The organism is Mycobacterium sp. NPDC051804 (assembly GCF_044452905.1).
GTDB lineage: Bacteria > Actinomycetota > Actinomycetes > Mycobacteriales > Mycobacteriaceae > Mycobacterium.
On sequence record NZ_JBITCD010000004.1, the window covers coordinates 1 to 17,496 of the forward strand.

Sequence of the window (17,496 nt, forward strand, 5' to 3'; positions counted from 1 at the left end):
GTCAGCGATGCGTCTGATCGCCGCGATCAACACTGCCCTCGACGTCCACCTCAACGTCCGCACCCTGTTCGACGCACCCACCATCACCCAACTGAGCCAACAGCTGGACAACTACGTCACCGACCCGCGCTTTGTGGCGGTCCACGGCGCCGGGGCCAGTGAAGTGCACGCTGCTGACCTCACTTTGGACAAGTTCATCGACACGCCGACGCTGGACGGCGCGCGGACGCTACCGGGCCTGAGGGCCGAGGTGCGGACGGTTCTGTTGACCGGCGCGACCGGGTTCCTCGGACGGTATCTGGTGCTGGAACTGCTGGAGCGAATGGAACTGACCGACGGCCGCTTGATCTGTCTCGTACGGGCCGGTTCCGACGAGGAAGCCCGGCGACGTCTGGAGAAGGTCTTTGACAGCGGGGATCCGGAATTGCTTGCGCACTTCCACGAACTGGCCGACGACCATCTGGATGTAATCGCAGGGGACAAGGGCGATGTCGATCTTGGCTTGAATCAGCAGACCTGGCAGCGGTTGGCGGACACCGTCGATCTCATTGTCGATTCGGCCGCCCAGGTCAGCGGCGTCTTACCGTACAGCGAGTTGTTCGGTTCGAACGTGGTCGGCACCGCCGAACTGGTGAGGATCGCGCTCACCACCCGCTTGAAGTCGTATGCGTACGTGTCGACGGGCAACGTGGGTGACCAAATTGAGCCGTCTGCGTTCACCGAGGATGCCGACCTCCGGATCGCGAGTCCCACCCGCATCAACGACGGCAGTGACGTCAACGGCTACGGCAACAGCAAGTGGGCAGCCGAGGTGTTGCTGCGCGAAGCCAACGATCTGAGCGGGCTGCCGGTCGCAGTGTTCAGGTGCGGCCTGATCTTGGCCGACACCACGTACGCGGGCCAGCTGAACATGTCTGACTTGACTACCCGGATGGTGTTGAGTCTCATCAGCACCGGCGTCGCGCCCAAGTCCTTCTTCCGCCTCGATGCCGACGGCAATCGGCAGCGCACGCACGCCGACGGGTTGCCCGTCGAATTCGTCGCCGAGGCGATAGCCGCGCTGGGTGCTGAGGTAGGACAGAAATCTATCGGTGGATTCGAGACCTACCACGTGATGAACACACACGATGACGGGATCGGATTCGACGAGTATGTGGACTGGTTGATCGAGGCCGGTTACCCGATTGAGCGCATCGACGATTTCGCGGAGTGGTTGCAGCGGTTCGAGGCAGGCCTGCGCGCGCTCCCGGATCATGTGCGCGATCACTCGGTGATGGGGATGTTGCAGTTAGCACTTCAGGATCCCGAGAAGTTGCAGCCGGTCGAGCCGGTGAGCCAGTCCCTGGTCTCAACCGATCGCTTCCGCGCTGCAGTTCAGGAAGCCAAAATCGGGCCCGATAGCGACAATCCGGAGATCCCGCACGTCACGCCTCCGATCATCATCAAATACGCCACTGACTTGCAGACGCTCGGATTGCTGTAGCACCAATCAGTGAGATGGGTTGCAGTGCAGAGTATTAAGCGGGTTGCTCCGGACAGGTGGCTTCCGGCTGGACCGCGCGTTGCTGAACGAATCGGCGGAGCATAACGATGGCGCTCACAATGACGAGCACCAGAACTGCATTCCCCACCGTCACGATGAGTATCTGAGAAACGTCAACGGACAAGCTGAAAATCCAAAAGATCGCCACCACCGGGAAGAGCCCGCACAGGAATCCCAGCCAGATACAGAGCCGTCGGTGCAGGCGGTGCCAGTCTTCGATATCCCGTTGTGTCCAACCGCGTTCGGGGAGAGCCTTGTCCGCGAGACCGGGGACGATCGCTGCGACGATGTTCAAGGACGCTGGCTTACGCATCAAGCCACTCGCGAGGAAAGACCAGATCAGCAGAGAAATCGGCGTGATCTCGATGACCTGAACCACGCGCGGATTCTTCGTGGTGAATGCCGCTGTCAAGGAACAGGCAGCGACGACGATAACCAGCGCATTGATGGGCTCGAATCGTCGCCTGCGCACCACCATGAGCAAGCCCTGCACGGTAGCGACCGCAATCGCTCCCACGAGCGCCAGATACTCGGTGACGCCGAACACGCGGAGGCCGTAGTAGGTGAGAAGCGGTGGCACAACGTTGATCGCTGTGTTCGTGAGATGCTGCCCGAGGCTGCGAGGCATGGCGGGGTTCCGTCTGGAGAACTCACCGTCTTCGGCGGAGCCGCGATCCAACATCGGGTAAGCCTAGCCTAGGCTTACTTTGGGTGATACTGAGCAGCTGAGCGGGGTGATCGAGAAGGCAGCAAATTCGTGGGGGCGGGGCCCACCAGCTGTCATGCTCTTGTCATGGGGGGCACTCCCGAGACGCGATACGCACGATACGGCGACCAGTACCTGGCATATCAGGTAGTCGGTGACAACGGGCCTGACCGTCTGCTGGTGCCGAACGCGACCTTTCCCATTGACCTGATGTGGGACGAACCCGACGTCGCCGCATGCCTGCGGCGGCTGGCATCGTTCAGTCGCCTGATCTTGACTGACCATCTTGGGACCGGCGCATCGGACGCGATAGCGCTCCACGAGAATCCCGCGATGCAAGTCTGGACTGATGGCCTTTTGGCGGTGCTCGACTCGGTGCGCAGCGAGAGCGCGTCGGTTTTCGGCATTCACGGTGCGGGACTTCCGTCCATGATGCTGGCGGCGAGCCATCCCAATCGCGTTCGCTCACTGCTGCTTTGGAGCGCCTTCGCGAGACTGGTCAGCGATCTGGATCAGCCGTTCGGCATACCGAAGGCGAGCGTACCCAGATATGTGAAACGCTTTGCCGAGACAGTCGGAACGGGCGCAGCGATCGATCTTCTGGCACCGAGTTGGGCCGGCGACGCGGCGAAAAAGCAGTGGTGGGCTCGTTGTGAGCGACTGGCATGTGGCCCCGGTGAATGGAAAGCCGGAGTCGACTTATGGCTAAGAGTCGATGTTGGTCCAATTCTCGCCAGCATTCAGGCTCCCACGTTGCTCATGCGCCGGCGAGGTGACCGTGACGTGCGGCGTGAACACGCGGTGGACCTTGCGGAGCGGATCGCGAATGCACGCCTGATCGAATTTCCCGGCGACGACAGCATCTGGTTCGCGGGGGATACGGACCCAGTCGTCGACGAAATCGAGTCGTTCCTCACCGGAACACGCACTGCGGCACCGTCCAACCGAGTATTGGCGACAGTGCTGTTCACCGACATCGTCGGATCCACCGAACGCGCAACGCAACTCGGGGATTCAGCATGGGCGGCGGCACTCGTGAGACACGATCGTCTGGTCGAACGACATGTGGCCGCCGCACGCGGGGTTGTGGTGAAGTCAACGGGCGACGGAGTTCTTGCGACCTTCGACGGCCCCGCCCGTGCGGTGGAGTGCGCGGGCGCGATCCGAGATGCCGTCGAAGACCTCGGCTTGTCGATTCGTGCGGGTCTGCACACCGGCGAGGTCGAGTTGGTCGACGGGGACGTCCACGGCATCGCCGTGCACATCGCAGCGCGGATCATGGCACTCGCCGGTTCTGGAGAAGTGCTGGTCTCGGGTGTGATCCCGCCGCTGGTGCTGGGGTCGCGGCTATGCTTCACCGACCGTGGCGAGCAGGAGTTGAAGGGCGTGCCAGGATTCTGGCGGGTCCTCGCGGTCGACTAGTCGGCCGCCAGCGGAAGCCGCACCTCGAACCGGGCACCGGTGTCGAGGTTGTGCGCCGACAGCGTGCCGCGGTGGGCCTGGACCAGGCCCGCCGCGATGGCGAGACCGAGCCCGGATCCACTGGGCAGCGACGAATCTGCTCGCGGCACACGGTTGTTCGAGCCGCGGTAGGCGACGTCGAACACGCGCGGCAGGTCCGCTTCGGAGATGCCGACGCCGGTGTCGTCGACGCGGGCCCAAGCGCCGTTGTCGTCCGCGCCGAGCGAGAGCGACACCCGACCGCCCTCGGGTGTGTGCGCGATCGCGTTGGCCACCAGGTTCGACAGCACCCGGACCAGCGCCCGGTCGCTTCCCACCACCCGAACCGGCTTGGACGGCAACTCCGCGCTCAGGTGCACACCGGCGCGCTCGGCGGCGATCCGGTGCGCGGCCAGCACGTCGTCGACGACCTCGTCCAGCGCCACCTTGTCCAAGGAGGGCTGCACGGCGCCGGCGTTGATCTTCGACATCTCGAACAGATCATCGACCATCTCGGCAAGTCGAATCGATTCCTGCTCAATCGTTTTGGCGTGCACCTGCACCTCGGAGTCGGGCACCACGCCGTCGGCGATCGCTTCGGACACCGCACGAATTCCCGCCAGCGGCGTGCGCAGGTCGTGGCTCACGAAGGCCACCAACCGACGCCGCGACTGTTCGGCGGCCCGTTCGGAATCGCGGATCTCTTGCTCCCACACGGTGCGGCGGGCCTGATAGCGCGCCAGCATCACCGCCGCCGGGATTGTCACCACCGACACGATGACCAGCACGACGGCCGTCTGCTCAAACGTGTCGGTGAGCATGAACCCGCTCGCACCGAGCACCCCAGAAAATGTTGCCAGTACCGGAATCAGCACCAGTGCCACCATGCTGACCGCCAACGACCACGACCGCGCCAACCGGATGATGATCGCCCCGGCGAGAACCACGGGTACCGAACAGGCGAGCGCCCATCCAGCGATCTCCCACAGATCAGTGGGCATGGGCCTGCGGTTCGTCGGCGTCGCTCCACAGATAGCCGCGGCCCCACACGGTCTGCAGCCGATGCGCGTCGCCGAGCTTGGACCGCAGCCGCTTCACATGCACCGTCACCGTCGACAGATCGCCGAAGTCCCAGCGCCACACCTGCTTCAGCAGTTCCTCGCGGGAGAACACCGTGTCGGTGTGCGTCAGGAAGAACATCAGCAGATCGAACTCGCGGTTGGTCAGCGACACCGGGTGGCCTGCGACGGTCACCGACCGCGCAGCGGTCGACACGCTCAGCTCGCCCACCGTGAAGTCGAGCGCCAGCGGACCCGACGGTGTGGGCGCACGTCGCAGCACCGACCGCACCCGCAGTGCCAGTTCGCGGGGGCTGAACGGCTTGGTCAGATAGTCGTCGGCGCCGGCCTCCAGCCCCGCGATACGGTCGTCCTCCTCACCGAGTGCGGTCAGCAGGATCACCGGAATCGTGTAGTCGCCGCGCTGGCGCAGGCTGCGACACAGCGTCAATCCGTCCGGTCCGGGCATCATCACGTCGAGCACCGCGACGTCGATGCGCTGCGAGCCGAGCAGCCGTAGCGCCTCGGTTCCGTCGTGGGCGATCGACACTTCGAGGCCATCGCGTTCCAAGTAGCGGCGCACGACATCGCGCACGACGGTGTCGTCGTCGGCGATCAGCACCCGAGTCACACCCCGAGATTAGCCTCGCACTGCTCACTACCTGCAGTGACGTCATGAATTCGTCACGGATCGCCCAGTTTGACCTCGGTGGGGGCGGTTAGCCTCGGGTAATGCCCGACTGTCCCGTCACGGTGGTGCTGCCGTGTCTGAACGAGGCGGCGTCACTGCCGGGCGTGCTGGCGGCCATCCCGCCCGGGTATCGGGCCCTGGTCGTCGACAACAACAGCACTGACGGCACCGCCGAGGTGGCCCGACGCCTTGGTGCGGACGTTGTCATCGAGACGCGGCCGGGTTACGGCTCCGCGGTGCACGCCGGGATCGTGGCGGCGACGACGCCGGTCGTGGCGGTCATCGATGCCGACGGCTCGCTGGACCCGCGCGACCTGCCGACCTTGGTCGCCGACGTGGACCGCGGCGCGGATATGGCCATCGGTCGGCGGCGGGCGGTCAAGGGTTTGAAGTGGCCGTGGCATGCCCGCGCCGGGACCGCCGCGGTGTGCTGGCGGCTTCGTCACAAGCACGGTCTGCCGGTGCATGACATCGCTCCGATGCGCGTGGTGCGCCGCGACGACTTGCTGGGGCTGGGCGTGGCGGATCGCAGGTCCGGGTATCCGCTCGAACTGCTCGTGCGCGCGGCCGCTGCGGGCTGGCGGGTCGTCGAACGCGACGTGGACTACGGGCCGAGGACCGGAGGCAAATCCAAGGTGAGCGGTTCGGTGCGCGGCAGTGTGGTGGCGGCCGTCGACTTCTGGCGGGTGATCTCGTGATCCCGGTGGTCGCGCTCGTCGTCGCCAAGGCTCCTGTGCCCGGATTGGCCAAGACTCGGTTGGCCGCCTCGACCGGCGATCGAGTGGCAGCAGAAATTGCGGCGGCGGCCCTGCTGGACACGCTCGACGCGGTTGCCGCCGCACCCGTGCAGGCGCGCGTCGTGGCGATGACGGGTGACCTGGACGCCGCCTGCGGATCGGAGGAGATTCGTCAACGGCTTGAAGCGTTCACGGTTGTGCCGCAGCGCGGGGACGGCTTCGCCGAGCGCCTCGCCAACGCCCATGTTGACGCCGCGGATGCGGTCGGCAATCGAACGGTGCTGCAGATCGGTATGGACACTCCGCAGGTGTCGGCCGACTTGATCGCCGAATGTGCCCGAGAACTACTGGGCGCCGACGCGGTCCTGGGATTCGCCGACGACGGTGGATGGTGGGTGCTTGGCGTGTCCGACGCCGCCATGGCCGAGTGCCTGCGGACGGTGCCGATGTCGCAACCCGACACCGGTGCGCTGACGTTGGCTGCGTTGTGGGCCAAGGGAATCGACGTCACGCGGGTGGCCGAGCTGGCCGACGTCGACACCGTCGAGGACATCGACGGGGTGCGACGTCTGTGTGCCGCAGACAGTCGCTTCGTACGGGCCACGGCGGGGGTGCGCGTCTGACATGTTGGGCAATCTCTACGACCGAGCGCTGGACGGTGAACGGTGCTGGATCAGGCGCGACGATGGCGAAGTGCACAACCTGCCGGTACGGCGGTGGCTCGGCGGCAAGGGTGCCGACGACCAGTTCGACCGTGCCGTGCTGGAACTGTGTAGCGGCCCGACGATCGATTTAGGTTGTGGGCCGGGAAGATTCGTCACAGAGCTCATCCGCTCCGGCATCCCTGCTCTCGGGATCGACCAGTCGGCTACCGCCGTGTCATTGGCGCGGCGCAGCGGTGCGCCCGTACTGCGCCGAGACATCTTCGAATCGCTGCCAGGAATGGGACGCTGGCAAACCGTCCTGCTCGCCGACGGAAACGTCGGGCTGGGCGGTGATCCGTTGCGGATGCTGAGACGGGCGGCGGAACTCCTGAGTCGCGGCGGACACTGCGTGGCTGAATTCGACGCGCAGGCAATGGGTATTCGTTCCAGCTGGGTCCGGTTGGAGTCCACTCGCACGATCGGTCCCTGGTTCCGCTGGGCCTTGGTCGGCATTGACTCCGCTGCCTCCCTCGCGAAGGACGCGGGACTGGTGATGACCGACATCCACACCGTCGGCCGGCGCGTGGTGGCGACGCTGGCGCTGCCCTAGCCCGGTCAGCGTGGTAGCAGGTCCGACGTGATGATTTGCAGGGTCCCTTCGGGAACGCTACCCGTGACGAGCACTGCGCCCGAACGTGGATCCACCGCAACCGAATTGGGCTGCCGCACAGTGGGTACGACACCGGCAACCCGTGGAGTCGACGGGTCGGCCAAGTCGACGACCTGCAACTGGTTGCTTGCGGTCAAGGTCACGAAGAGCCGTTTGCGCTCGGCATCGTAGGCGAGCCCGTACGGCTTGCCCGGTGAGTCGACCTTGGCGACGTGGGTGATCTGCGGAGCGATCCGTTCGATGAGCACCGCGCCGCCATCGGTGTCGGCGAAGGCCGCGAGATCGTCGGACAATGCGATCGCGTGCGTCAGCTTGGTCCCGACCTGCTGCTGTGCCACCTCCGCACGACTGGAGCCGTCGTAGACCCACACTCCGTTGCCCTGCACGTCTGCCACGGCCGCGTACTTTCCGATCGCTGCCGCACCGCCCGGTTGGGGCGGACCGGCGGGCAGCGATCCGACGACGGCCCCGTCCCGGACGAACACGACGCCCCCGCCCATTTCGTTCATGACGACGACGGTCCCGTCGGACGTCTGTACCGCATCGTGAGGCTGACGACCGACGCCGGTGGTCGTCGACGCCACCTTGCCGTCGGCCATGCTCATCTCGACCAGTTCGTCAGTCGATTCAAGTGGAACCAGCACCGGACCGTCCGGTCCTGCGAGACTCAAATGCCGTGCAGCACCGTTCATCCTGACGGTCTGACGAATTGCTCCGGTGCCGCTGTCGACGGTGACGACCGCCGGGGGATTACGCACGGCGATCGCCGCAACTCCTGAGGTGCCGATGACGATGCCCTCGGGGCCGCTGGGGATCGGCACGGTACTGCCGATCGGTGCAACGCCTGGGACTCCGGCTGGAGCCGGTTCGGCAGCGGGCACGCGTGAGGGTGAGGGAGCGGAGGTCTGCTCTGGCGACTCGTTAACGCCACAACCGGCCACGACCGCGGCCACGGCGATCGCCACGATCGTCTCAAGCCGCCGGTTTGGCACTGTCTGCCGTCCTTTTGTGGGGACCGGTTCGGGTGAGCACGAGCCGTATGGCGAACGCGACCGCGCTGAGACCGAACATCGCGGCGGTCAGCAGCAGCCACCGACCGAGGAAAGGATCCTGCGTCTGTCCGGTCGCGGCCAGGTAGGTCGGCGCACCCTGTTCGATTATTCCCGGGAGGAAGACCACCAGCGTCAACGCCGCTCCTAGCGCGGGCACACGGATGTAGTTGAGCGCAGGCACATTCGCGACGGGACGGCTGGCGGCAACCAGGAAGCGGTCGGCGAGCGTGTAGATCGGATACAACACGAGATCGTGGGCGATGATCGCCGCGGCGAACCACACCGCGATGGACTGCCACCACACATTCGGGTTCCATAACGTCACAGGTTTGATCGTGGCTACCACGTAACCGAACAATGCGAAGCCCGCGATCAGCGTCAGCAGGTGCAGCGGGTGTGATCCATAGATCCGGCGAAATCTGTTCAATGGCATGTCACTTGGCCCTGAAATCGATTGAGGCGACCCATTTCGTGTTGTGCACGCCCGGCATGGCCGGAACGATGATACGCGCGGGGAAGCCGTGATCGAGCGACAGATCGGCGTCGTTGACTCGAAGCGCGAGAAGTGAATCCGGATGCATGACCTGGTTGGCCTGCAAAGTGGCGCGGTTGAACGCGCCGAAGCGTTCCACTGAACGCACGAATGCAGACCTCGGTTCGGGAACTCCCGCCAATCGGGCCAGATCCCGCAGCGGCACCCCGGTCCACGTCTCGGTGGTCGACCAGCCCTCGACGCACGCAATCGGCAGTCGCGCGGTGTGTTGCGGCATTGCGCTGAGCGCAGCACGATCGAGGACCACCGGCGTCGGCCCGCCGGTCAGTGTGAGGCGCCAGCGCTCGCCGGTGAGGTCGGGGGTGATCCGGGCCGCGGCGGCGGTTCGGTTGATCTGGAAGTCGTTGGGCCCGTTGCCGTGAGTTCGCCCCCGCGGCAGCAGCAGCGCCGTTTGCCGCGTCCAGCCGCCGAGAGTCTGACCGGCGGTGATCACCGCCATGAACAGAGCGCCGCCACCGACCAGTGCGAGGGCGCCGCGGCGACTGATTGTCGCCGGATCTGGCTCGGCGGCGGCCAGTCCGTCAGGTTCATGAGGCTCGGGTCGCGTGTCAGCACGGTTGGTACGCAACACTTCTCGCATTGACATCGACCGCAGCCCTGTCCACATTTGGGGAAGTTTGACGGCGAGGTGAATCACGAATCCGGCGATGAACACCCAGGCGCCGTAGTAGTGCGCCGTGTAGAAGCTGAAACCGAAGATGTAGTCGTACTGGATGTTCAGGACGCCGGTGATGATCTCGAACAGGATTCCTCCGACAAGCATCAGCAAGGACAAGCGTTCGAGCATCTGCGCGATCGAGCGCGCCGGCGGCCAGGCGAAAAGGCGCGGGATCACCGACCAGAGTTTCGCCAACACGATCGGGATCAGGATTAGCCCGAGTCCGACGTGAAGACCTTGGTTGAGCCGGTACAGCCACGACGGGTCAGTCGGCCAATCGAACGTCGGCAGCTTGAGCCAGCCGACGTCACGGGGTATCGCCTGGCCGAACTGAGGCCCGTAGGCGATGTACGACAGAAGTCCGGTAGCCGTCACGATCGGCAGTGCGATCAGGAGCACTGATCCCAGCACCGACGTCAGCCATCGGCCCCGCAGGGGGCTGCGCCATCGCGCGTCCATGGGTCCAGAGTGCGCGTCATGTCGGCGTGGTGTGCACCTGGGCCGCTTCTGTTACCAATTCGTCAGGATCAGATGGTTGAGCGCGAGGGCGCCGACGACGTTGACAGCCAGCCACCACCGCTGCGAACGCGGTGGTAGCAGCGCTCCCGCGGCCGTCAGCCAGATCGTGAACGGCAGCCAGATGCGTTCTGTCTCGGCCTTGCTGAGCATCGATAGGTCTGCGAAGACGATCGCGACCAGTGCGCCCAGCACCAGCAGATGCAGGCCCGGTCGCAGTCTGATCGCGGCCCCATCGAAGACGCGGCCGATGCCTGCCACGCTGCCGAGTCCGATTGCACACACCACCGACGCGAAATTCGCCCATGACCAGTACTGGAACGGACGGTCGTTGGCTATGCCCTGCCAATAGCGTTCCTGCACAAGGAGGTAGCCGTCGAACCACCAGAAGCCCGCTGAGTAGAACACCGCGACGACCACCAGCGCCGCCAGTACCGCGGGAATCAGCGCCCGCAGCGCCGCCCGCCAGTTCACGGCGGCGAGCAGCACCGCCACCGCGGGAATCGCCATCAGCCCCAAGCCGTAGTTCAGGAAGATGCCCCAGCCCAGCAGGAGCCCGGAACCCACCGCCGCCAGCACCGGCCAGCGCACCGTCGCCCGAACCGCCAACGCCAGCAACGCGATTCCCCACGCCGCCACCCCGGCGAAGTAGCCGTCCGCGGACACCGCGATCCAGATGGCCGTCGGCGCAACCGCGACGAACGGTGCCGCCATCCGCGCGGTGTCCTCGTTCACCAGTGCCTTCACCGCGACGACGATCGCAGCGGCCGCGCTGGAGCCGACCAACAGACACAACAAGGCCGCCCATGCGCCGCCGCCCAGCCCGATGCGGTCGAGCCAGACGAACGACAGCAGCGCCCCAGGCGGGTGGCCCGACACGTGGGTGATCCACGAATCCGGTTGATAGTCAAGGATTCTGCCCGCGAACGTGCGGACCGCCTCAGGGATGTCGGTGATGCTGGGCACCTGGCGCAGATACTCGTGCCGTGCGGTGAGCCGGCCCGCAAAGCCGCGCTCCCAGCCGTCGATCATCGCCAGTGAGAACGCCCATGCGCACGCCGTCGCCCACGCCGCCCAGGGCACCCACCGCCACGGCAACCGCCGCGCCACCGACTGACCACACAGCACCGCCGCAGCGCCGATCACGACAGCCGGGACCGTGCCCCAGCCGACGTGGGTGTCCCACCATCCGAAGATCGGCGCGACCCCGGCGAAGTCGTGAAAGCGGTCGGGGGTCGCATTGATGAGGGGCGTGACGATCCCGAGATCCAGGTGCGGCACCACGAACGCCGCGACGACAAGGAAGACCCCGACGGCGACCGCCACGAATTCTTTTCGGTGAGAAGTGGTCGCCATCCCGTCGACCCTACCGACGCAGTGGTCTAGACCAAATCGATAACGAGTGTTCATCCTGCGTTCCACCGGCTGGTACCTGGTGGTCTGCCCCAGCGCACAGGGTGTGCTTGTGCGAGACCAGACACACGCAATCGCGCTGGCAGTACTTGACATGGCCGGTACCACCGTGAGCGACGACGGCCTGGTCATCAGGGCTTTCGACGAGGCCGCGACCGCGGTGGGAGTGCCCGCCCACGGCGACGCGCGCGAGCGGGCCCGTCAGTACGTCCTGGACACGATGGGCCAGTCCAAGATCGAGGTATTCCGGGCGCTGTTTGGGGCCGAGGACCGCGCGCAACACGCCAACGCCGCGTTCGAGACCGCCTACGAGAAGCACATCGACGACGGGGTGAAACCCATCACCGGTGCGCCGGAGGCGATCTCGGTGCTTCGCAGCGCAGGTGTCAAAGTCGCGCTGACAACCGGCTTCAGCCGGCCGACCCAGGAGCGCCTGCTGGCCGCGTTGGGCTGGCAGGACATCGCCGACCTGACACTCGCGCCCGGCGACGGCTGTCGCGGCCGTCCGTACCCGGACCTCGTGCTCACGGCGCTGATGCGGGCCGGAGTCGACGACGTCGCACAGGTGGCGGTGCTCGGGGACACATCCAGCGACGTGCTGTCCGGACTGCGCGCCGGCGCCTCGATCGTGGCGGGCACGCTCACCGGCGCCCACGACGAAGAAACTTTGCTCGCCGCCGGTGCCACCCACGTCGTGGCCTCGGTAGCCGACTTCCCCGAACACGTCCTGTCCGACTGAAACCGCCCGACCAAAAGGATTGCCACACATGAGAATTCGTCGCCAAGTCATGACCGCCGCCGTCGTGGCATCCGTATCCGCCCTCGTGCTCGCGGGGTGTTCAGGGTCAGACTCCAAGTCCGACGAGAAGAACGCCCAGGGCTTCCCCGACACGATCCAGCTGGCCGGCGTCCCGTCCGAGAACTCCGCCGATCTGAAGGCCAGCTACGAGCCGCTGATCAAGCTGCTGGAGAAGGAGACCGGATCCAAGGTCGAGTTCGTCCAGGCCTCCGACTACGCGGGCGTGGTCGAGGGCATGATCGCCGGCAACGTTGACTTGGCCTTCTTCGGCCCATTCGCCTACGTGGTAGCCGGTCTCAACGGCGCCAAGATCACGCCGCTCGGCGCGGTCATCGGCGAGAAGGGCGAAGAGCCCGGATACCAGTCCTACGGCATTGCCAAGGCCGACAACGGCGCCATCAACGGTCTGCCCGACTTCGCCGGCAAGAAGGTCTGCTTCGTCGATCCGGGTTCGACGTCAGGCTTCCTGTACCCGACCGCCGGGCTCATCGAGGAGAGCGTCGTCAAGTCCGGATCGGAAGCCGACATCTCCGCGGCTGTCACCCCGATCTACGCCGGCGCCCACGACGCGTCGGTGCTGGCCGTCAATGCCGGTGACTGCGACGCCGGTTTCGCGCAGGACAGCATGGTCGACACGACCCTGATCGAGAAGGGCGATCTGCAGCCCGGCGCGATCAAGACGGTGTGGAAGTCCGAGATGATCGCCGGTTCGGTGTTCGCGGCCAACGACTCGCTCGGCCCCGAGGCCATCGAGAAGCTCACGAAGATCTTCACCGAGAAGGCCAATGCCGATGCGCTCGAGGCCGCCGGTTTCTGCGAGGGCGACGCCTGCCTGATCACCGACGAGCGTGCATGGGGCGTCGTGCCCGCGCAGGACTCCGACTACGACGGTGTCCGCAAGGTGTGTGAGGTCACCGGCTCCGAGAAGTGCAAGGGCTGATCTGATGTCTGACGCCGACTCTCCAGTGGCAGGCGACGACGTCGTCGTTTCTACCAAGAACGTCACGAAGAAGTTCGGCGACACGCTCGCCCTCGATGATGTATCCGTTGATGTCTACCGCAGTGAACTGGTTGTGCTGCTGGGCCTTTCGGGATCCGGAAAGTCCACGCTGCTGCGGTGCCTCAACGGGCTGCACCCGGTCACGTCGGGCACCGTCGAGGTGGGCGGGACGCGGGTCGACACGGCGTCGCGCGCCGAGTTGCGGGCACTACGCCGCAACGTCGGGTTCGTGTTCCAGCATTTCAATCTGGTCGGCCGCCTCAGCTGCCTGGAGAACGTTCTCATCGGCGGGCTCGGGCAGCTGAAGATCCCGCGGTGCGGGTCGCTGACCTATCCGAAGAGGATGCGTGTCGAGGCGCTTGCGCACCTCGACCGTGTCGGCTTGGGACAGTTCGCCGAACGACGCGCCGACACGCTGTCCGGCGGCCAGCAGCAGCGCGTCGCGATCGCGCGCACACTTATGCAGCAGCCTGGTCTGTTGCTCGCCGACGAGCCGGTCGCTTCCCTGGATCCCGAAAATGCCAGTGTCGTCATGGATCTGCTGTTCCAGGTCTGTGTCGAAGAGAAGCTGACCGTCGTCTGCACCCTGCACCAGGTCGACCTCGCGCTGGGCTGGGCGCACCGGCTGGTGGGTTTGCGTAACGGCAAGAAAGTGCTGGACCGCCCGGCGGTCGGAATGACTCGCGAGGAGGTCATGGAGATCTATCAACGCGTGGATCCCACAGTCGCAGAGGCGAAACCACGGGTCGCGGGCTCGCAGTGAGCACTGCGCTGCAGGATCCTCCCGCCGATCCGGGCGCGGCGCCACCCGTCCGGAAGCGGCCTCCGTTACCGGGCCTGCTGCCCATCCTGGCGGTGGGCGCGGTCGTCGGTACCCTCGCCTCGGCCTGGTATATCGACTTCAACCTGGCAACCCTGGTCGACGGGCTCGACGATGTGATGCGGCTACTCGACCGCATGCTGCCGCCACGGCTCGACGATCCGGGCCGCATCGGTAACCTAGCGTTCGAGACGTTGTTGATGGCCGTGCTCGGCACGGTACTGGCCGCGATCGCGTCGGTTCCGTTGGCGTTCATGGCCGCTCGCAACACCACCCCGCATCCCGCCGTGTACGCGGTGGCGCGGGCCTTCATCACGTTCTGCCGCGCGATGCCCGACCTGCTTTTCGCGGTGCTGTTCGTCCGCGCGCTGGGCATCGGAGTTCTGCCGGGCATCCTGGCGCTGGCCCTGCATTCCATCGGCATGCTCGGCAAGCTGTTCGCCGACGCAATCGAGCAGACCGATCCGGGCCCGCGAGAGGCCGTGCGCAGCACGGGCGTCGGGTACTTCCGCGAGATGATCAACGCCGTTGTCCCGCAGGTTGTCCCGTCGTGGATCGGCACGTTCGTGTATCGCATCGACATCAACCTGCGCATGTCGGTGGTGCTCGGATTCGTCGGCGCCGGCGGAATCGGGTTCGCGCTACAGGACGCACTACGAGGGCTGATCTATCCGCGAGCCCTTGGCATCGTATTGGTGATCCTGGTGATCATCGTCGCGATGGAACTGCTGGCGATCTGGGTGCGCCGCATGCTGCTCACCCCCGGGCAGTCGAACCCACGACGAGATCGCGTGATGCGCTTCGTGTTCTCGGGGCTGCTGATCGTCACTACGATCGCATCGCTGTTTGTGTTGCAGATCAACCCGATATCGCTGTTCACCTGGGTTGGCCCATCGCTGGAAGTCTTCACCCGGATGATCCCGCCCAACTTCGAGGCGCTGGGAATCGATCTGGCCGAAGCCGCATTACAAACGGTGGCCATCGGCGTGGTGTCGACGGCAATAGGAATCGTCCTGTCGATTCCGGTCGGGATCCTGGCCGCCCGCAACGTGGCTCCGAACGCGACGGTCTACTGGCTGGCGCGCGGGTGGATACTCGCGGTGCGTGCGGTGCCGGAACTGATCCTGGCGGTGGTCTTCGTCGCCGCCCTGGGTCTCGGGCCGGTCGCGGGTACGTGTGCGTTGGCGATCGCGTCTGTCGGATTCCTCGCAAAGCTGGTGTCGGATTCGGTCGAGGAGATCGATCCTGGGCCCATGGAAGCTGTCCGCTCGGTCGGCGGTGGATGGTGGAAAGTGTTGTTCTCCGCGGTGATTCCGCAGGCGATGCCGTCGATGGTGGGGTCGAGCCTGTACATGTTCGATGTCAACATCCGCACGTCGACGATTCTGGGCATCGTCGGCGCCGGTGGCATCGGGTTCCTGCTGTTCGAGTCGATCCGCACCGTCAACTTCGACGTCACCGGTGCGATAGTGCTGATCATCTTCGTGATCGTGTACACGATCGAGAGGCTGTCCGGATGGATACGGTCCAGACTCGTGTGACCCGCGCGGCGGTGTGGACGGGCAGTGGCGTCGACGTGAAGAACGTCGATCTGCCCGAACTCGGCAATGGAGAAACGCTTGTCCGGGTGCGGTTGGCCACGGTGTGCGGCAGCGATCTGCACACTGTGACGCGCCGCCGTCGCGCACCATGTCCCTCGGTGCTCGGGCACGAGGCCGTCGGCACCGTGGTGGCGGGCGGTACCAGGTCGATCGCGGTGGGGGACCGGGTGGTGTGGTCGGTCACTGTGTCGTGCGGCAGGTGCTCGCGGTGTCGGTCCGGGTTCACCGCCAAGTGCTCGTCGGTCCGCAAAGTCGGCCACGAACGCTTCGACGGCGACTGGCCGCTGTCCGGTGCGTACGCCGAACATGTTGTGCTGCCGCCAGGTACGGCGATGGCGAAACTTCCCGAGTCGATGCCCGACGCGGTGGCCGCGCCGGCCGCGTGCGCCACCGCGACTGTGATGGCGACGCTGGAGGCTGCCGGCCATGTCGCCGGGCGGCGTGTACTCGTGATCGGGGCGGGCATGCTCGGGCTCACGGCCGCCGCGGCGCTCGCCGAAGCCGGCGCGCGGGTTCGGGTCACCGACGTCGACCCGCAGCGGCTGGAGATGGTCAGCCGTTTCGGCGGCACGCCCGACGGCGGCGGGTCGGTGGATGCCGCGATCGACTTCTCGGGCTCGTCGGAAGCGATCGACTCAGCGTTCGCGCGCCTTAGCACCGGCGGCGCGCTGGTGTTGGCCGGTTCGGTGCTGCCGGGCCGCCGGATCGAGATCAGCCCGGAAACGATGGTGCGGCAATGGCTCACGATCACCGGTGTCCACAATTACGAACCCCGTCACCTCACCCGGGCGGTGAAGTTCCTGGAGCGCACACTCGACGCGTATCCATGGCGAACCGTGGTCGCGGACCCTGTCGACCTCGACGCCATCGCGTCGGTTCTCGCGCCAGCTCCCGCGGGCAAGCTGCGCGCGGCCATCAAGCCCTAACTCTGCGCGTGGGCACACGCTCGCCGCCGACGATCCGTGCCGTGTTCAGGAATATTCAGTCCATAACCGGACGTAGTCTGAAGTGTGCCCCGACCTCGCAAGTTCGACGAGTCCGACGTCATCGCGGCGGCCCGCGACGAGTTCTGGACGCGCGGCTATGGTGCGACGTCGGTCGATGATCTGACGGCGGCCACCGGCCTGGGCAAGGGCAGTCTGTACGGCGCATTCGGCGACAAGCACGGGTTGTTCATGCGGACGCTCGACGACTACATCGCGACGTCGCTCGACATGGTTCACGCGCAACTGCACGACGCGGCCTACAGCGCCTATGAACGGCTGATCCGCCACATCCGCTGGCAGGCCGACGCCGTCGCGGCCGACGAGGACAGGCGCGGCTGCATGATGGCCAGAACCGCGGCAGAGCTCGGCGCGACCGATGGCAAGGTCGAGGACAAGGTCGAGCGCGCGTACTCGGCCTGGCGCATCCAGCTCGCCGACACGATCGCCGAAGCGCAGCGCGACGGCGACATCGATCGCGAGGCAGACCCGCAGGCGCTGGCGGGCACCCTGCTGGCGTTCATGCGCGGCGTGGAGGCGCTGCACGAGGGTGGTGTGAAGCCGGCCCAGCTCAAATCCGCGGCCGAGGCGATGATCGGCCTGATCCCGTAG

General features: G+C 65.9%; 18 protein-coding genes. 11 read left to right on the forward strand and 7 right to left on the reverse strand.

Annotated elements, in window-relative coordinates:
* A partial coding sequence (locus ACIA48_RS15410; protein ID WP_396732900.1) for a thioester reductase domain-containing protein occupies nucleotides 1-1,483 on the forward strand: 1,483 nt, incomplete at its 5' end.
* Between the two features lie 34 nt (nucleotides 1,484-1,517).
* On the opposite strand, the gene ACIA48_RS15415 is transcribed toward ACIA48_RS15410, so the two are convergent.
* Nucleotides 1,518-2,225 (reverse strand): VC0807 family protein, encoded by a 708-nt coding sequence (locus ACIA48_RS15415; protein WP_396732903.1) that lies wholly within the window; start codon nucleotides 2,223-2,225, stop codon nucleotides 1,518-1,520.
* Between the two features lie 111 nt (nucleotides 2,226-2,336).
* Here ACIA48_RS15415 and ACIA48_RS15420 point away from each other — a divergent pair, with 111 nt between their 5' ends.
* Nucleotides 2,337-3,671, forward strand: a complete 1,335-nt coding sequence (locus ACIA48_RS15420) for a cyclase (RefSeq protein WP_396732906.1) — start codon at nucleotides 2,337-2,339, stop codon at nucleotides 3,669-3,671.
* Here the strand turns inward: ACIA48_RS15420 and ACIA48_RS15425 are convergent.
* Together ACIA48_RS15425 and ACIA48_RS15430 are read right to left on the reverse strand one after the other, a co-directional pair.
* A complete protein-coding gene (locus tag ACIA48_RS15425) occupies nucleotides 3,668-4,690 on the reverse strand; it encodes a sensor histidine kinase (RefSeq protein ID WP_396732909.1) in 1,023 nt (340 codons plus the stop codon). The two genes, ACIA48_RS15420 and ACIA48_RS15425, sit on opposite strands and share 4 nt — an antisense overlap.
* Nucleotides 4,680-5,378, reverse strand: coding sequence for a response regulator transcription factor (locus ACIA48_RS15430; protein WP_396732912.1), 699 nt, complete (start codon nucleotides 5,376-5,378; stop codon nucleotides 4,680-4,682). The genes ACIA48_RS15425 and ACIA48_RS15430 overlap by 11 nt, the downstream gene beginning before the upstream one ends.
* A 101-nt stretch (nucleotides 5,379-5,479) precedes the next feature.
* Here ACIA48_RS15430 and ACIA48_RS15435 point away from each other — a divergent pair, with 101 nt between their 5' ends.
* From ACIA48_RS15435 to ACIA48_RS15445, 3 genes are read left to right on the forward strand one after another with little or no spacing between them, the layout of a single operon-like run.
* Entirely contained in the window at nucleotides 5,480-6,136 is a 657-nt protein-coding gene (locus ACIA48_RS15435; protein ID WP_396732915.1) for a glycosyltransferase family 2 protein, read from the forward strand.
* Complete coding sequence (locus tag ACIA48_RS15440; protein WP_396732918.1) at nucleotides 6,133-6,798, forward strand: DUF2064 domain-containing protein; 666 nt, start codon at nucleotides 6,133-6,135, stop codon at nucleotides 6,796-6,798. Before ACIA48_RS15435 ends, ACIA48_RS15440 begins: the two co-directional genes overlap by 4 nt.
* A 1-nt stretch (nucleotide 6,799) precedes the next feature.
* Nucleotides 6,800-7,429, forward strand: a complete 630-nt coding sequence (locus tag ACIA48_RS15445) for a methyltransferase domain-containing protein (protein ID WP_396732921.1) — start codon at nucleotides 6,800-6,802, stop codon at nucleotides 7,427-7,429.
* Between the two features lie 5 nt (nucleotides 7,430-7,434).
* On the opposite strand, the gene ACIA48_RS15450 is transcribed toward ACIA48_RS15445, so the two are convergent.
* The 4 genes from ACIA48_RS15450 to ACIA48_RS15465 all read right to left on the reverse strand — a co-directional run bounded on the left by ACIA48_RS15450 (nucleotide 7,435) and on the right by ACIA48_RS15465 (nucleotide 11,624).
* Nucleotides 7,435-8,310, reverse strand: a complete 876-nt coding sequence (locus ACIA48_RS15450; RefSeq protein WP_396732924.1) for a YncE family protein — start codon at nucleotides 8,308-8,310, stop codon at nucleotides 7,435-7,437.
* A 151-nt stretch (nucleotides 8,311-8,461) separates the two neighbouring features.
* Nucleotides 8,462-8,974 carry a hypothetical protein gene (locus ACIA48_RS15455; RefSeq protein ID WP_396732927.1) on the reverse strand — a complete coding sequence of 171 codons (513 nt, stop codon included), beginning with the start codon at nucleotides 8,972-8,974 and terminating at the stop codon, nucleotides 8,462-8,464.
* 1 nt (nucleotide 8,975) lies between these two features.
* Nucleotides 8,976-10,211, reverse strand: coding sequence for a molybdopterin-dependent oxidoreductase (locus ACIA48_RS15460; protein WP_396732929.1), 1,236 nt, complete (start codon nucleotides 10,209-10,211; stop codon nucleotides 8,976-8,978).
* A gap of 51 nt (nucleotides 10,212-10,262) precedes the next feature.
* The gene (locus tag ACIA48_RS15465) at nucleotides 10,263-11,624 is read right to left on the reverse strand and encodes a hypothetical protein (RefSeq protein ID WP_396732932.1); all 1,362 of its coding nucleotides are present in this window, start codon (nucleotides 11,622-11,624) and stop codon (nucleotides 10,263-10,265) included.
* A gap of 130 nt (nucleotides 11,625-11,754) precedes the next feature.
* On the opposite strand from ACIA48_RS15465, the gene ACIA48_RS15470 reads away from it, so the two are divergent.
* The 6 genes from ACIA48_RS15470 to ACIA48_RS15495 all read left to right on the forward strand — a co-directional run bounded on the left by ACIA48_RS15470 (nucleotide 11,755) and on the right by ACIA48_RS15495 (nucleotide 17,496).
* The gene (locus ACIA48_RS15470; protein ID WP_396734985.1) at nucleotides 11,755-12,420 is read left to right on the forward strand and encodes a phosphonatase-like hydrolase; all 666 of its coding nucleotides are present in this window, start codon (nucleotides 11,755-11,757) and stop codon (nucleotides 12,418-12,420) included.
* Nucleotides 12,421-12,448: 28 nt separating this feature from the next.
* Nucleotides 12,449-13,420 (forward strand): phosphate/phosphite/phosphonate ABC transporter substrate-binding protein, encoded by a 972-nt coding sequence (locus ACIA48_RS15475; RefSeq protein ID WP_396732935.1) that lies wholly within the window; start codon nucleotides 12,449-12,451, stop codon nucleotides 13,418-13,420.
* Between the two features lie 4 nt (nucleotides 13,421-13,424).
* On the forward strand, nucleotides 13,425-14,243 hold the full coding sequence (gene phnC / locus ACIA48_RS15480) for a phosphonate ABC transporter ATP-binding protein (RefSeq protein WP_396732938.1): 819 nt from the start codon (nucleotides 13,425-13,427) through the stop codon (nucleotides 14,241-14,243).
* Complete coding sequence (gene phnE / locus ACIA48_RS15485; protein WP_396732941.1) at nucleotides 14,240-15,841, forward strand: phosphonate ABC transporter, permease protein PhnE; 1,602 nt, start codon at nucleotides 14,240-14,242, stop codon at nucleotides 15,839-15,841. The genes phnC and phnE overlap by 4 nt, the downstream gene beginning before the upstream one ends.
* Nucleotides 15,817-16,827, forward strand: coding sequence for a zinc-binding dehydrogenase (locus tag ACIA48_RS15490; RefSeq protein WP_396732944.1), 1,011 nt, complete (start codon nucleotides 15,817-15,819; stop codon nucleotides 16,825-16,827). Before phnE ends, ACIA48_RS15490 begins: the two co-directional genes overlap by 25 nt.
* Nucleotides 16,828-16,911: 84 nt before the next feature.
* Complete coding sequence (locus ACIA48_RS15495) at nucleotides 16,912-17,496, forward strand: TetR/AcrR family transcriptional regulator (RefSeq protein ID WP_396732946.1); 585 nt, start codon at nucleotides 16,912-16,914, stop codon at nucleotides 17,494-17,496.

What these genes read in the sequence shown, in the direction of transcription:
- ACIA48_RS15455 (WP_396732927.1), bottom strand. Translation starts at nt 8,974, where the DNA reads ATGCCATTGAACAGATTTCGCCGGATCTATGGATCACACCCGCTGCAC.
- ACIA48_RS15445 (WP_396732921.1), top strand. Translation starts at nt 6,800, where the DNA reads ATGTTGGGCAATCTCTACGACCGAGCGCTGGACGGTGAACGGTGCTGG.
- ACIA48_RS15415 (WP_396732903.1), bottom strand. Translation starts at nt 2,225, where the DNA reads ATGTTGGATCGCGGCTCCGCCGAAGACGGTGAGTTCTCCAGACGGAAC.
- ACIA48_RS15465 (WP_396732932.1), bottom strand. Translation starts at nt 11,624, where the DNA reads ATGGCGACCACTTCTCACCGAAAAGAATTCGTGGCGGTCGCCGTCGGG.
- phnC (WP_396732938.1), top strand. Translation starts at nt 13,425, where the DNA reads ATGTCTGACGCCGACTCTCCAGTGGCAGGCGACGACGTCGTCGTTTCT.
- ACIA48_RS15425 (WP_396732909.1), bottom strand. Translation starts at nt 4,690, where the DNA reads ATGCCCACTGATCTGTGGGAGATCGCTGGATGGGCGCTCGCCTGTTCG.
- ACIA48_RS15420 (WP_396732906.1), top strand. Translation starts at nt 2,337, where the DNA reads ATGGGGGGCACTCCCGAGACGCGATACGCACGATACGGCGACCAGTAC.
- ACIA48_RS15475 (WP_396732935.1), top strand. Translation starts at nt 12,449, where the DNA reads ATGAGAATTCGTCGCCAAGTCATGACCGCCGCCGTCGTGGCATCCGTA.
- ACIA48_RS15435 (WP_396732915.1), top strand. Translation starts at nt 5,480, where the DNA reads ATGCCCGACTGTCCCGTCACGGTGGTGCTGCCGTGTCTGAACGAGGCG.
- ACIA48_RS15460 (WP_396732929.1), bottom strand. Translation starts at nt 10,211, where the DNA reads ATGGACGCGCGATGGCGCAGCCCCCTGCGGGGCCGATGGCTGACGTCG.
- ACIA48_RS15490 (WP_396732944.1), top strand. Translation starts at nt 15,817, where the DNA reads ATGGATACGGTCCAGACTCGTGTGACCCGCGCGGCGGTGTGGACGGGC.